The sequence below is a fragment of the Bacillus paralicheniformis genome (assembly GCF_001042485.2).
In the GTDB taxonomy this organism is placed as follows: Bacteria; Bacillota; Bacilli; order Bacillales; family Bacillaceae; genus Bacillus; species Bacillus paralicheniformis.
In genome coordinates this window covers 491,231-505,257 of record NZ_LBMN02000004.1, presented here as the reverse complement: position 1 = coordinate 505,257, position 14,027 = coordinate 491,231, and the positions used below count along the sequence as shown (strand labels likewise).

General features: G+C 45.7%; 16 protein-coding genes. 9 read left to right on the top strand and 7 right to left on the bottom strand.

What is annotated here, in order from left to right:
* The first annotated feature begins 2 nt into the window (after positions 1-2).
* Both ACH97_RS04775 and ACH97_RS04770 read left to right on the top strand, forming a co-directional pair.
* Positions 3-1,196, top strand: coding sequence for an MFS transporter (locus ACH97_RS04775; RefSeq protein WP_020453211.1), 1,194 nt, complete (start codon positions 3-5; stop codon positions 1,194-1,196).
* A gap of 149 nt (positions 1,197-1,345) precedes the next feature.
* On the top strand, positions 1,346-1,924 hold the full coding sequence (locus tag ACH97_RS04770) for an undecaprenyl-diphosphatase (RefSeq protein WP_020453212.1): 579 nt from the start codon (positions 1,346-1,348) through the stop codon (positions 1,922-1,924).
* Between the two features lie 46 nt (positions 1,925-1,970).
* On the opposite strand, the gene ACH97_RS04765 is transcribed toward ACH97_RS04770, so the two are convergent.
* Positions 1,971-2,900, bottom strand: coding sequence for a manganese-dependent inorganic pyrophosphatase (locus ACH97_RS04765; protein WP_020453213.1), 930 nt, complete (start codon positions 2,898-2,900; stop codon positions 1,971-1,973).
* 135 nt (positions 2,901-3,035) lie between these two features.
* Positions 3,036-3,857, bottom strand: a complete 822-nt coding sequence (locus ACH97_RS04760; RefSeq protein ID WP_048350530.1) for a manganese catalase — start codon at positions 3,855-3,857, stop codon at positions 3,036-3,038.
* A gap of 129 nt (positions 3,858-3,986) precedes the next feature.
* Here ACH97_RS04760 and ACH97_RS04755 point away from each other — a divergent pair, with 129 nt between their 5' ends.
* The 3 genes from ACH97_RS04755 to ACH97_RS04745 all read left to right on the top strand — a co-directional run bounded on the left by ACH97_RS04755 (position 3,987) and on the right by ACH97_RS04745 (position 6,375).
* The gene (locus ACH97_RS04755; RefSeq protein ID WP_025810662.1) at positions 3,987-4,715 is read left to right on the top strand and encodes a YqjF family protein; all 729 of its coding nucleotides are present in this window, start codon (positions 3,987-3,989) and stop codon (positions 4,713-4,715) included.
* A 118-nt stretch (positions 4,716-4,833) separates the two neighbouring features.
* Complete coding sequence (locus ACH97_RS04750; RefSeq protein ID WP_025810661.1) at positions 4,834-5,349, top strand: TetR/AcrR family transcriptional regulator; 516 nt, start codon at positions 4,834-4,836, stop codon at positions 5,347-5,349.
* A gap of 78 nt (positions 5,350-5,427) precedes the next feature.
* Positions 5,428-6,375 (top strand): NAD(P)H-binding protein, encoded by a 948-nt coding sequence (locus tag ACH97_RS04745; protein ID WP_048350531.1) that lies wholly within the window; start codon positions 5,428-5,430, stop codon positions 6,373-6,375.
* An 81-nt stretch (positions 6,376-6,456) separates the two neighbouring features.
* On the opposite strand, the gene ACH97_RS04740 is transcribed toward ACH97_RS04745, so the two are convergent.
* Together ACH97_RS04740 and ACH97_RS04735 are read right to left on the bottom strand one after the other, a co-directional pair.
* Positions 6,457-6,864: a CBS domain-containing protein gene (locus tag ACH97_RS04740; protein WP_023857120.1), complete on the bottom strand. Its 408-nt coding sequence runs from the start codon at positions 6,862-6,864 to the stop codon at positions 6,457-6,459.
* Positions 6,865-6,924: 60 nt separating this feature from the next.
* Entirely contained in the window at positions 6,925-7,881 is a 957-nt protein-coding gene (locus tag ACH97_RS04735) for a magnesium transporter CorA family protein (protein WP_025810660.1), read from the bottom strand.
* A gap of 160 nt (positions 7,882-8,041) precedes the next feature.
* On the opposite strand from ACH97_RS04735, the gene ACH97_RS04730 reads away from it, so the two are divergent.
* The 3 genes from ACH97_RS04730 (at position 8,042) to ACH97_RS04720 (ending at position 11,069) form a co-directional block, all read left to right on the top strand.
* Complete coding sequence (locus ACH97_RS04730; protein ID WP_025810659.1) at positions 8,042-9,340, top strand: hemolysin family protein; 1,299 nt, start codon at positions 8,042-8,044, stop codon at positions 9,338-9,340.
* A gap of 148 nt (positions 9,341-9,488) precedes the next feature.
* Entirely contained in the window at positions 9,489-10,700 is a 1,212-nt protein-coding gene (locus tag ACH97_RS04725; RefSeq protein ID WP_023857117.1) for an ammonium transporter, read from the top strand.
* A gap of 18 nt (positions 10,701-10,718) precedes the next feature.
* A complete protein-coding gene (locus ACH97_RS04720) occupies positions 10,719-11,069 on the top strand; it encodes a P-II family nitrogen regulator (protein WP_003185936.1) in 351 nt (116 codons plus the stop codon).
* A 47-nt stretch (positions 11,070-11,116) separates the two neighbouring features.
* Here ACH97_RS04720 and ACH97_RS04715 read toward each other — a convergent pair whose 3' ends face one another.
* From ACH97_RS04715 to spoIIQ, 3 genes are all read right to left on the bottom strand, one after another.
* Positions 11,117-11,689 carry an ATP-dependent Clp protease proteolytic subunit gene (locus tag ACH97_RS04715; RefSeq protein ID WP_025810658.1) on the bottom strand — a complete coding sequence of 191 codons (573 nt, stop codon included), beginning with the start codon at positions 11,687-11,689 and terminating at the stop codon, positions 11,117-11,119.
* Between the two features lie 13 nt (positions 11,690-11,702).
* Positions 11,703-12,308, bottom strand: a complete 606-nt coding sequence (locus ACH97_RS04710) for an RNA polymerase sigma factor (protein WP_020453224.1) — start codon at positions 12,306-12,308, stop codon at positions 11,703-11,705.
* Positions 12,309-12,443: 135 nt separating this feature from the next.
* Positions 12,444-13,319 carry a stage II sporulation protein SpoIIQ gene (spoIIQ, locus tag ACH97_RS04705; RefSeq protein WP_023857113.1) on the bottom strand — a complete coding sequence of 292 codons (876 nt, stop codon included), beginning with the start codon at positions 13,317-13,319 and terminating at the stop codon, positions 12,444-12,446.
* Positions 13,320-13,512: 193 nt separating this feature from the next.
* Between spoIIQ and ACH97_RS04700 the strand changes: the two genes are divergently transcribed.
* Positions 13,513-14,010 carry a GNAT family N-acetyltransferase gene (locus ACH97_RS04700; RefSeq protein WP_020453226.1) on the top strand — a complete coding sequence of 166 codons (498 nt, stop codon included), beginning with the start codon at positions 13,513-13,515 and terminating at the stop codon, positions 14,008-14,010.
* Positions 14,011-14,027: the final 17 nt, after the last annotated feature.

The window sequence follows — 14,027 nt, the reverse complement described above, 5'->3', positions numbered from 1 at the left end:
CTATGAAGCAAGCTGAACCCATTTGGACCAGGGATTTTATCATGGTCGTTTTGATTAATTTATTTATATTCGTCTATTTTTACGCACTGTTGACCGTGCTTCCGGTCTATGCGATGCAGGAGCTCGGCGGCTCCGAGTCAGAGGGCGGCCTTTTGATCAGCGGCTTCATGCTGTCCGCGATTTTTGCGAGGCCGTTTTCGGGAGCCGTTATTGAACGTTTTGGCAAAAAAAGAATGGCGCTCATCAGCGTCGTGCTGTTTACTTTGGCATCATTTCTTTATATCTTCATTCATGATATCTACCTGCTGCTTGGCATTCGCTTTTTCCAAGGCATTTGGTTCAGCATCATCACGACGGTGACGAGTGCAATTGCAGCCGATTTAATTCCGCCGGCCCGCCGCGGGGAAGGTTTGGGCTACTTTGCCATGTCGATGAATTTGGCGGTTGTCATCGGTCCGTTTATCGCGTTGAACCTGCTGGATAAAATGAGTTTTTCCGATCTGTTTATTTTATTTTCAGGAATCGTCACTGTGGCCATCCTCTGCACGGCACTGGTCCGGATTCCTAAAGGAAACGACATCCGTTCGGCTGTGTTCAGGTTGTCTTTTTCCAACATGTTTGAAAAGGGCGCGATTCGGATTGCCACGGTCGGATTGTTCGTGTCGTTTTGTTATTCAAGCGTCATTTCCTTCATCTCTGTTTATGCCAAATCTCTCGGCCTTATTGAAGCAAGCAGCTATTTCTTTATGGTGTTCGCGGTGACAATGATGATCACGCGGCCGTTTACGGGAAAACTGTATGATAAAGTCGGCCCCGGAGTCGTCATTTATCCGTCCATTATCATTTTTTGCGCCGGGCTTTTCCTGCTTGCTTTTACAAACAGCAGCGGGATGCTTTTGCTATCCGGAGCTGTCATCGGCATCGGCTACGGATCTATCACGCCGTGCCTTCAGACCTTGGCGATTCAGGCTTCGCCGCCTCACCGGAGCGGCTATGCAACGGCGACTTATTTTACGCTGTTTGATACCGGGATCGCAGTCGGATCCTATGTTTTCGGGTTGGTTGTGGCACAAGCCGGTTTTTCAAACATCTATTTATTCTCAGGCGTTTTTGTGCTCATCAATCTGTTTCTGTATACATGGAGCCAAAAACCCGCACTCGCAAAGGGGAAGCGGGATATATCAATGGCTGAATAAGCCGTTCAACCTCGCCGGGCCGGGATTGCCCGGCTTTTTTCATGCAGGCTGATACAGTCCGATCTGTCATTTAATGAAACTTTTGCAAAATCAAATACGTCTCCTAACTGTCTGACCAAAAACTACTACTCTATTAAAAAGGTGATTTTTTGAACTATTGGCTTTTTACACGCATTCATCAATTATCAAACCACAACCACATCCTGGACAGCGCTATGATTTTGATTACAGAAAAAGCAATTTACATGTATGCGCTCATTTTGCTTTTGATCTGGATCTTCGGAAACCGTTCTTATAAAATAAGCGTTCTTCAGGCAGGTGTGACGGGTATTCTCGGATTGGCGGCAAATTATTTGCTGTCATTGGTTTACTATGAGCCGCGGCCGTTTGTCGCTCACCATGTGGACGTATTGATTCATCATGCTGCCGACGCCTCATTTCCCAGCGATCATACAACCGGGGCGTTAGCCATTTCGATCGCTTTTTGGCTTTATCATCGGAAAATTGGAAGCTGCCTGATTGCTTTCGGGTTATTGACGGGCTTTTCCCGTATTTGGGTCGGACACCACTACCCTGTTGACGTTTTAGGCAGCATTTTGGTCGCTTTATTTGTATCACTCGTTATGTTTAGATTCTCAGCGTATGTGCAGCCGCTTTTTGAACGGATCATCTCACTCTACGAATCGATCTTGCGGAAATTGCGGAAAGCCGTATCCAGAACGGCATAAGAAAACACCCGAATCTCATGATTCGGGTGTTTTTCATTTCCTTTCCTTAACCTTTTAAGGCTTCGGTTAACGGCGGAACAATTTGTTTTTTGCGGGATACAACGCCTTTCAGTGTCGCTGTGTTGTCTGACAATGTGACATTGAACGCTTTTTCCACTGCTTGTGCAGATTGTCCTGAAGCGACGACAACCGAGTCGTTTGTTAAAATGTCGGTTACGACAAACACAAATAAATCCAATCCTTTTTCAGACACCACTTTTGCAAGTTCTGCGTCAACTTCCTCTTTGCGGGAGAGAACGTCGTTTGTATCAACAGTGTTAACTTGCGCGATCTCCACTTTATGGCTTCCCATCGTAAACTCTTTTGCGTCAAGAGAGAGAAGCTGAGGAATCGTTTTTGCGCTCAAATCAGCTCCGGCCTTCAGCATATCGAGTCCATAGCTGTCGGTATCAACGCCGGCAATCGCAGCCAATTCTTTTGCAGCTTTGACATCTTCGTCCGTGCAAGTCGGAGATTTGAATAAGAGGGAATCTGAGATGATCGCCGACAGCATCAATCCTGCGATATCTTTTTTAATTTCGACGCCGTTTTCTTTATAGAGCTTGTTTAAGATCGTTGCTGTGCAGCCTACAGGCTCTGCGCGATAATACAGAGGGTCGCTCGTTTCAAAATTGGCGATCCGGTGGTGATCGATGACTTCAAGCACGCGAACTTGATCCAGGTCATCGACGCTCTGCTGGCGCTCATTATGGTCAACCAGAATCACGCTGTCAGTTTCATTCGCAACAGTGTTCACAAGGCGGGGTACTTCTGCATTAAATTTCTCAAGCGCGAATTCGGTTTCGCCGTTGATTTCGCCGAGGCGGACGGGTTCTGCGTCCATGCCGAGCTCCTTTTTTAATTCGGCATATGCAATCGCTGAACAAATCGTATCCGTATCCGGATTTTTGTGGCCAAAAATAAGTACTTTACTCATGATATAACTCCTTACTGTTGTTTTTATAGTAAGCTTACCTGACAATAAAAAAATCTGCAAATCTGTCACTTATTTTAATATTTACGGAGTGTTTTGTCATTTTAAAAAATAAAAAAAGAGCCGTTTCGGCTCTTTTTATTCTCCATAATCAGGTGTATTGTGGCTTCGTTTTGGAGCGGGCTTCAAGACCGGTTTTTCTCCATATGCGACAGGGCCGCCCTCGTAATGGAATTCCGCTCCGTCCGGCGCCTTCCCTTTCAGCCAATCAAACTGCGCGCTTTCTTCTCCATCCGAGAAATTGTATAAAGTATGCGCAATGTCTTCTTTTTCATTTTCATCCGAAACCGTGCCGGGCACGATGACGCCTTCTTTTTCTTCCAACTCTTTGATTGCGGCGATCCACTGGTTTTGGTGCATCGTGTCTCTCGCTAAAAGAAAACCGAGCATATCTTGTACACCATTGTCATCCGTCATTTCGCGCAGCCGCGCGACTTGCAGTCTGCCTTGCGATTCAGCGTTGACATTTGCGCGCAGATCGGCCAGAAGGTTGCCGCTCGCTACAATATAGCCTGCATTCCACGGAACGCCGGTGCTGTTTTCAGGCATGGCTCCCAGTCCCGAAACGATCGCATGGTGAGGGTTCATTCCGCCCATAATTGCACCGATGACAGGATCGTCTGCGGCTTTTTCCTGCTCGTAAACCGGTGCGTCTTCAAGCATGCGCGCGATCATCGTCGCAATCATTTCGACGTGTCCGATTTCTTCTGCCGCCGTATCCATGAGCAAATCTTTATACTTTTCATTTCCCCTTGTATTCCACCCTTGAAAAAGGTATTGCATGGCCACAGATATTTCTCCGTACTGACCGCCGAGTATTTCCTGCATTTTCTTGGCGAAGACAGGATCGGGTCTTTCAGGTTTTGCAGGGTACTGCAGCACTTTCGTATGCTTGAACAAATCACATCACTCCTCCGTTTTTTGTATCCTCGTTTTTGAATTAACCGTAAAGGGAAATGATAAAACCGTACAACAGGCTCGGGATGTGTTGCAGACGGGTCAACATTCGAATCGAAGGAGTGCTGTTCTATGATTAAAAATACTTCACACCGCCCTTTTCCGCCGCCTGAAAGACCGTGGGTGATGACGCAAACATGGAATCATGTATTATTTGCCCATTGGGCTGTTGATTCTGAAGCCATTCGCGGACGAATACCGGCGGCCTTGGAACTGGAGACATTCAATGGAAAAGCATGGATCGGCATTTTGCCTTTCCTGCTGACAAATATGCGCCCCCGTTTTTTGCCCCCCTTTCCTTTCGTCAGCAGATTTCCCGAGCTGAACGTCCGGACATATGTATCATATAAAGGCATACCGGGCATTTATTTTTTCAGTCTTGACGCCGCTTCGCGCTTAGCCGTCGCCGGCGCGCGCGCAATGTTCCACTTGCCTTATTTTCACGCCGGGATAAACTTTGTAAAAGAAAAAAACCATATTGAATTTTCCAGCAGAAGGGATGATTCAAAAGCGGCCTTCCGCGCCAGCTACCGCCCGCTGTCAGATTCCTTTACCGCCCAAAAAGGGTCCATCGAATACTGGCTGACTGAAAGATACCGCCTGTACACCACGTACAACAACCGGGTCTACTATGAAGACATCCATCATTCTCCATGGACGCTGCAGCGGGCCGAAACCGAAATCCGACAAAACACGGTGCCCGGAGCAAGCGGTCTCATATTGCCTGATACCTCTCCGCTTCTCCATTACGCCAAACGGCAGCACGTCTTATTTTGGCCTTTGCAGCGGGACCGGGGATGAAAACTGTTGCACCAATAGATACATGTTTTAAAAATTACGTGCTTGAATCTTGAATCGAAATCTGTTACGATCTCAGTAAGTAATCAATCAATAACAAAATGAAGGGAGGCGGCATATCATAAGACAGAGTAAGGAAAACCGAAAGGAGCAAATACTTGAAGCTGGATTAGAAGTGTTTGCAGAAAAGGGATATTATAATACCACGACAGCACTCATTGCTGAAAAAGCCGGTATTTCCCAGCCCTATATATTTAGGTTTTATAAGACGAAGGAAGAGTTGTTCGTTGCCGCGCTCGATCGGGCCTTTGAAAGAATCCTCCAAACGTTTCAAAATGTCGAATCCAGCTCCGAACAGATCGTAGCAAACATGATCAAAGCATATGAAGAGTTGTCTGTATCACACCCTAATGAAATAGCCTTACAGGTCATCGGACTATCCGTTACGGAGGAATCGATCAGAAATTGTTCAAAAACGGGCTTATCACGTATTAGAAACTATACGCTGGAAAGGTTCCAGGAAGCGAATGTTCCGAATGCAGAGAGGGAAGTTACGACTTTCCTGGCAAGAGGGATACTTTGCAACATTTCCTATTTCTTGGATTTTCCAGAGATCATGCACGGCCAAACAGAATAAAATAACCGATTTGTTTCGGTTTTTTATTTAAGCATTAGTTATTGATTGATTAATAACTTACCCAAGGGGGAATTTTCAATGGAAAAAGCAATTGTTTTAGGCGCAACAGGTGGAACAGGTCAAGTCATAGTTTCAGAATTGCTGTCAAGAAATATTCCGGTTATCGCTTTCGGCCGTTCTGAAAATAAACTAAAGAATCTCATAAAAGAACATCATTCAACACCGCTATTAACATATCAGCTTGGCGATGTCTTTGATGCACAGACCATCAGTGAAGCAGCGAAGGATGCAGATGTGATATTTCAATGCGCCAATGTTCAATATCATGAAATGGCAGATAAACTCCTGCTTCTCTGTGAAAGTGTAATGAAGGCTGCAAATATTTCAGGCAAGAAAATCGTGATTGTGGATGGAATATATGTTTACGGCCGACAAATTGCCAAAGGAGACGAAAATCATCCGAAACTGCCCCATACAAAAAAAGGAAAGCTAAGAGTGGATTTTGAAAACTTAATTTTCGATAAGAAATGGAAAAATGCCAAACCATTAATCGTCAGACTGCCCGACTATTATGGAAAAACTTCGCAAAATTCTTATTTACAGCCTACATTAACCGGAATGGCAGCAAATAAAATAGCTGTTTTTATCGGCAATCTAAAAACCCCCCGGGAGTACGTATATTTGCCTGATGCCGCAAAAATGATTGTGGAAATCGCAAGTAAAGACGATTCTTACGGTGAAAACTGGAACATTCCCGGCGCCGGACTGATTTCAGGTAAAGAAATCATAAAAATCGCACGCCAAATTACCGGAAATAATAAATTAGTAATACCATTAAATAAACTTGCCATTCGTATAAGCGGATTATTTGATCCAGTCATGAAAGAAGTAGTAGAAATCATGTACTTAACTGAAGAAACATTCATTCTCAACGGGGAAAAATATGAAAAGAGGATAGGAAAAATTCCCGCGACACCTTATCAAGAAGGGCTGAAAGAAACATTGAGATGCTTAATGAAAACTTAATCTAAAGTTAAGTTATTGATCAATCACTAAATATTACACTATAAAAAAGGAAGAGCTGAAAACGCTCTTCCTTCAACCTGTTTAAGCCGGTTTTGAAATTTCGCTTAAAGCTTCTCCCGCTTTCTCATCCGCATGTGAGACGGAGAGATCCCCCAAAGCAACGATTCCGACAAGACGGCCATCTTCAACAATCGGCAGCCTGCGAATTTGGTGTTCCGCCATCAGATCACCAGCCTCTTCAGCAGACATATCCGGGCGCCCTGTCACCATCTGTGTGCTCATGATATCCCGAGCAGCCGCATCTGTTTCATTTTCAGCTACACATCTGATAACAATATCCCGGTCTGAAACGATCCCCGTCAATTTTCCGTTCTCGCAGACCGGAATTGAACCTACATTGTAATCACGCATCTTCCCGGCAATTTCCGCAATCGGAGCAGAAGGTTCGCAGCATTCAGCATTGGTTGTCATGATGTCCTTTAGTTTCATTCGGAATTCCTCCTTTACTGGGGTTATTATGTGCTTTTCCGATATCCCACGGGCTTAAACCTATTTAAAAGAGCCCTTCCTTTTCATATATCGTTTTTTATCCTTCAATAAATCGCCGGTCCACCCTTTCTTCCTCAAATACCAGTACACAAGAACGGTAGAAACGGCAATTAAAATAAGCGAAAATAAATAGCCGTACTTCAATGAGAGTTCAGGCATGACTTCGAAGTTCATTCCCCACAGGGCGCCGAAAGCCGTCATCGGCGTAAAGATCGTCGTGAAAATCGTCAGCGCTTTAAAGATTTCATTGCCTCTGTGGGATGTCACCACTTCCTCGGAATGGAGCAAATAATTGATTTCATTCGCATACTCTTTGATCAATGACATGCCTCTGTCGATTTCGTAAAACGTCCTGCGCTGTTCGATTTCGTCAAACGATTTGCTTAAAAAAGTTTCTTTAAGACCCATTGCAACCTTTTTCATCGATAAAATTAAACTTCTTATGACGAGCAGTTCATGACGCCGCTTATGAATCAGTTCAATGATGCTTTTATTGTTGTCATGATGAAATCCCCACCTTACTTTTCCAAGGTGAACTTCAAAGTGCTCAAGTTCCTTCAAATACATTCTCATCAGTTCGCCCAGCAGGACCATGAACACTTCAGGGGCGTCTTTGCATCGCTTTAAGTGTTGATCGATCGGCCTTCTGTTTGCCTCTTCAAATTGCGAGATATCTAAATTCATTGTGAAAAAATAGTCTTTCGTTAAGTAAAAATGAAATGCTGTCCGATTTTGTTGAACTTCCGCTTCCTGATCGTAAATATATGAACCGTAGATCGCTTCCTTGCCTTGAACGGCAGCATTGATATCAATGCAATTGATATTGGCCGATGGAACGCCTTGAAACCAGTTTCGGCATTCCGGCCAATGATCGGGCTGGATCAGCCCTTGTGCTGTCGCTTTTTCGTGAGGGCCGAGCTGATACCATGTCCAGCCCTCTCCCTGAAAAACTCTCATATTTCGTCTCCTCCTCTTCCGGCCCATTCGTTTTATATTTCTTTGCCCGCCCTCCGCGTAAATAAACATCATGTTTGCCGCGCTGCGGCACGTGGTATGAAGCCAGTATGAGTTTTTCATAGAAAAGGAGGTGGCGCCTTCTTTTTGAGAAGGCGGGGCTTTGGAATTACTGAAGCTGATTGCAGTGGCAGGATTAATCGCATTAACGGGCTTTTTCGTCGCGGTCGAATTCGCCATCGTCAAAGTAAGGCGGACAAAGATCGACCAATTGATCATTCAGAAAAAAAAGGGCGCGCTTGCCGCAAAAGAAGTGACCTCACACCTTGACGAATACTTGTCAGCCTGCCAGCTTGGAATCACCGTGACGGCATTGGGCCTCGGCTGGCTTGGTGAACCGACGATGCAGACCTTACTGCATCCCCTTTTTTCCAAAATCGGCTTGAACGAGTCGATGACACATATTCTTTCATTTTTGGCCGCTTTTTTATCGGTCACTTATCTCAATGTTGTGATCGGAGAGCTGGCGCCAAAAACGATCGCCATTCAAAAAGCGGAAACCGTTACTCTGCTTTTTGCACAGCCGATGATCTGGTTTTACAGAATCATGTTTCCTTTTATATGGCTGCTTAATCATTCAGCCCGCATGATCACAAGTCTGTTCGGCCTGAAGCCGACCGGTGAACACGAATTGGCGTATTCGGAGGAAGAGCTGCGAACACTTTTATCTGAAAGCTATCAAAGCGGGGAAATCAACCAGAATGAATTGAGATATGTAAACAACATTTTTAAATTCGACGAACGTACGGCAAAAGAAATTATGGTGCCCCGCAATGAAATGACCGTCCTGTCTCTTGACGACAGTGTAAAAAAAGTGAAGCAGCTCATCAAAGAAACGAAGCACACCCGCTTCCCCGTCATGGAGGAAGACAAGGATCACATCACCGGAATGATCAATATAAAAGAACTGCTGCTGGCTGAGCTTGCAGGCGGGTTTTCTTTAGAAACAAAACCGTTAAAGCTATATATCCATCCGGTTATCCATGTGATTGAAACGATTCCCGTCTACCAGCTGTTCGTCAAAATGCAAAAAGAGCATACACATATGGCGATTCTCGTAGATGAGTATGGCGGAACATCCGGCCTTGTGACGGTTGAGGATATCGTCGAGGAAATCGTCGGCGATATTCGCGATGAATTCGATACTGAAGAAGTATCGGCTGTTCAGAAACTGGAAGATGACCATTACATCCTCAGCGGTAAAGTACTAGTCAGCGATGTAAACGACCTGCTCGGAATTCATTTATCAGATGAGGAGATTGATACAATCGGCGGCTGGATGCTGACGCAGAATATTGAGAGCAAGCCCAAAACGGCGATCGAAAGTGAAGGATTCCGTTTCAAAGTAAAAGATATGGACGGACATCGAATCGTTGCAGTTGAGGTTGAAAAAACCGATTAATCCCCCTTTCAGCCTCTCCCTGTCCGCTTTTCTTCCTAAAAACCATGTAAGGAAATCTGACATGTTCATCATGATATCTCCCTTTTGTCACTATAATGAAAGAAAAAGAGATCTGCTCTCAATCTAAATGACTACGGAGGAATGAAACATGCAGATGGGGGATACAGTATTTATGTTCTTTTGCGCTTTGCTCGTATGGCTGATGACGCCGGGCATCGCTTTATTTTACGGAGGACTTGTCAGGAGCAAAAATGTGCTCAGCACCGTTATGCACAGCTTATCTTCAATTGCCATCGTTTCCATCATATGGATTTTGTTCGGCTATTCGCTCGCTTTCGCTCCCGGAAACCCATTGATCGGGGGTTTGGATTGGATCGGACTGCAAGGTATCGGATTTGAACCCAATGCCGATTATTCGGAGACGATCCCGCATACGCTTTATATGATGTTCCAATTGACATTTGCCGTACTGACGACTGCGATTATTTCCGGAAGCTTTGCGGAGCGAATGCGCTTTCCGGCCTTTATTCTTTTTTCGGTGCTCTGGGCGGTTTTCGTTTACTCGCCGGTCGCCCACTGGGTATGGGGTGGAGGCTGGCTTGACGAGCTGGGAGCGATCGATTTTGCCGGCGGCAACGTCGTTCACATCTCTTCCGGTGTAGCCGGCCTGGTTGTTGCGATTGTTCTCGGCAAGCGGAAAAATATCAGCGATACCGCCCCTCACAACCTCCTTCTGACTTTGCTCGGGGCGACTTTGATCTGGTTCGGATGGTTCGGGTTCAACGTCGGAAGCGCCCTGACGATCGATGAAGTCGCCATGACCGCTTTTATCAACACGAATACGGCTGCGGCTGCAGGGCTGATCGGCTGGATTTTGGCAGAATGGCTGATCAATAAAAAGCCGACGATGCTCGGCGCCGTCTCGGGAGCGATCGCGGGACTTGTCGCGATTACACCGGGCGCAGGCTTTGTTACGCCTTTCTCATCCGTATGGATCGGGCTCATCGGTGGAATCGTCTGTTTCTGGGGTGTGTTTTCGCTGAAGAAAAAATTCGGCTACGATGATGCGCTCGATGCCTTCGGCCTTCACGGGCTCGGCGGAACATGGGGCGGAATCGCGACGGGCTTGTTCGCGACGACATCAGTCAACGCAGACGGAGCAAACGGGCTTTTTTACGGAGACATCAGTCTCCTTTGGAAACAGCTGATTGCGATTGCCGCAACATATTTGTTTGTCGCAATCGTCACATACGCTATTATTAAGATAGTCAGTATTTTCTTTAAACTCCGTGCCTCAGAGGATGAAGAATCATTGGGCCTCGATCTGACGCTGCACGGCGAAAAAGCGTATCAAGATTAATTTGTCAGGAGTGATGGTATGAGCGGTCAAATGTATAAGGTGGAAATTGTAACTCGTCCTACAAACTTTGAAAAGCTGAAAACGGAGCTGGCCAAAATCGGGGTAACGTCCATTACGTTTTACAATGTACACGGATGCGGCCTGCAAAAAGGGCATACAGAGCTTTACCGCGGGGTCAAACGCGAAAGCAATGTATATGAAAGGTTAAAAGTCGAAATCGTCGTCAGCAAAGTGCCTGTCGAAAAGGTGGCCGAGACGGCGCAAAACGTCCTGAAAACCGGGGAACCCGGTGACGGCAAGATCTTCATATACGAAATTAAAAACACCATCAACATCCGCACAGGCGAGGAAGGTCCTGACGCTTTATAAAAAGATCGAAGCTCCCGGCTGAAGTTAAGCCGGGAGCTTTTCTGATGTTATAAAACGGCGTCAATCACACCGTATGCCTTCGCTTCGTCCGCATCCATAAAGTAATCGCGTTCCATGTCGGCTTTTAGTCTTTCAATGGGCTGGCCCGTTCGTTCGTGAAAGAAGTGCTCGATTTTTTCCCTCAGTTTGATGATCCGCTTCGCTGAAATCTCCATGTCTGTCGCCTGTCCTTTGACGCCGCCGAGCGGCTGATGGATCATGATTTCGCTGTTTTTGAGCGCATACCGTTTGCCTTTTGTTCCGCCGGCGAGGAGAATCGCTCCCATGGAAGCTGCCATTCCGACACAGATCGTGCGGACATCCGGCTTCACATAGTCCATCGTATCTAAAATCGCATATCCCGCGGAAGTTGATCCGCCCGGGCTGTTGATATAGATCGAAATGTCTTTTTCATTGTCTTCGGCTGACAAAAACAGCAACTGGGCGGTGACCCGATTGGCGAGGTCATCGTTGAATTCAGAGCCGATCATAATGATCCGGTCTTTTAAAAGTCTGGAAAAAATATCGTACGATCTTTCACCGGCAGCCGTTTTCTCAATGACGTAAGGTATGGTGTTCATAGCCTTTTTCCTCCTAGGCAGCACACCTCATCATGCTGATGCAGGACGGCTGTGAAGCGCCGAAAAGCCATGTCTGTTTGGCAAATTCGAGCAGAGCATCGGGGTTGTGATACAATATCGCCCGAACAAGCAGGTCAATGTGTTCGTCATCCCGGTCCGCCGCTTCCCTTTGCAGAACATCCGGAGAAAGCCTTTTTAATCGCTGACGCGATCTGAATAAAAGCGATTTGACGGATGATTCGGGCTTACCGAGCGACTCGGCGATTTCGTGCAGCTGAAAGGAAAACACATCTTTGAGCAGAAAAATCGTTAATTGCTTCGGCGTTAAAATACCGGAAAGCTGTTTCAGCAGGTGCTCGAAGTCATCGGCCGCCTTCATGCGCTCTGCCCTCCCGTCTTCCAGATTGTCTTCAGACAGAAAGATTTCGCGTTTCCTTTTTCTGAGCAGGTCAATCCATTTATGCTTTGCCACCGTCTTTTGATAAGCATGTGAGGCGTCTGTTCGATTGATTTCGATTAACTTCAGGATGGTATCCTGGACTAAATCCTCGGCATCCCATTTATCACCTGTCATTCTCATGCAATACTTCATCAGCGCTTGCTGTTCTAGCTCATTCATGAATGCATTCACACTCCTTAAAAGAGGCCTCTTACTTAATAAACGGCTGGCTCTGCAAATTTGATACGGGTTTTTTATGATTGTAACAAAAAAGGCGCCTATCGTATTTGATAGGCGCTCTGAGGGAAGCGTGCCTTATGACTGGCTTGAATCGTCAGACTGGGTTCCGTCTTGATTTTCTGACCCTTCAGACGAATCTTCCCGTTTGGTTTTGTCGTCTTTTCCACCTGTTTGATCTTTCGCTTTGTCTTCTGTTTTTGACTTTTCTTCAACAGAAGGCTGAGCAGGTTCCTTCATTTCAGCCGCTTGTTCCTCCACCGCTTTTTCGATGCTGGAGACCGGCTTGTCCATGAAGTTCAACGGGTTTAGCGCAACACCGTCTTTGCGGATTTCAAAATGCACATGGTTTCCGCCTTCTTCATTGTAAAGGTTTTTGCCTGCTTTTCCGATGACTTGATTTTGTTCAATCTTGTCACCTTGTTTGACGCTTACTTCAGAAAGAGACTGATACACAGTTGATAAACCATTTTCATGTTCAACTTCAACAACGTAGCCCAGTACAGGGTCTTTTGCAGCTTTGATGACCGTACCGCTGAGAGATGCGGAAACATCGAATGTTTTTCCGTCTTTCTCAGCCAAGTCGATACCTTTGCTCATGCTGTACGTGTTATTATAGTTTACAAGTGCTGCTTCTTTCTCTTCTTTAGTTGCGTCAGTTTCAAAGAACTTTTTAACGACAGAAACATTTTCAGAATCAGCAACCGGCATTGCGACATTTTCGACTGGTTTGCCTACTTCTACCGCGTCATCCCGGTTATCATAGGCTGATTTCTTACCATCGTCAGCAAGCTGATCTTTTACATCGTTGTTAGAAGCCGATTGATACCAAAGAACGGCGGTTAATACAACGACGGCACTTGTCAAATAGATGGCCGGAAATACCCAGCGTTTACGAAAAAACTGTTGCAGCTTTGTGATTTTGGAAGTACGATTCTTTTCTTCCTCTTTCATTACTCATCACCTCAGCAACATTCTGAACACTTTTCAGAAAATATATACATTTACAAAAAACTTTTTTTCAAGTTAGTCTGCACCGGCTGCTTCGTTTTTATGTAAAAACCGCCCTAAAACCTGAAATTTCACCAATGTGCATGATAACGGGAAAAACGCCGAAGATATAACATATGAAGAAAGGACAGAGAGAATGAAACTACGGATCGCCAATCGGGAAGACCTTCCCGCAGTAGTCGATATTTACAACTCCACCATTGCGTCGCGAATGGTTACGGCAGATACAGAACCCGTCACACCTGAAGAAAGGCTGAACTGGTTTTTGAACCATACCGAGGCAAGGCCTCTTTATATTGTGGAAAATGAACAAGGGGATATCGCCGGCTGGATCAGCTTCGAATCATTTTACGGTAGGCCCGCCTATAACAAAACCGCCGAAGTCAGCATTTACCTTCATGAAGACCACCGCGGCAAAGGGGCGGGTTCAGCGGTGCTTGAAAAAGCGCTTGAAGCTGCGCCAAAGCTTGGAATCCGTTCTTTAATGGCGTTTATTTTTGCCCACAACGAACCGAGCATCAAGCTTTTCAAAAAATACGGCTTTACCGAGTGGGGACACTTTCCCGGAATCGCCGAGATGGATCGAATACGGTACGATTTAAAAATATTAGGAAAAGAATTGAATGAAGCCTGATCATCATGGCACGAAAA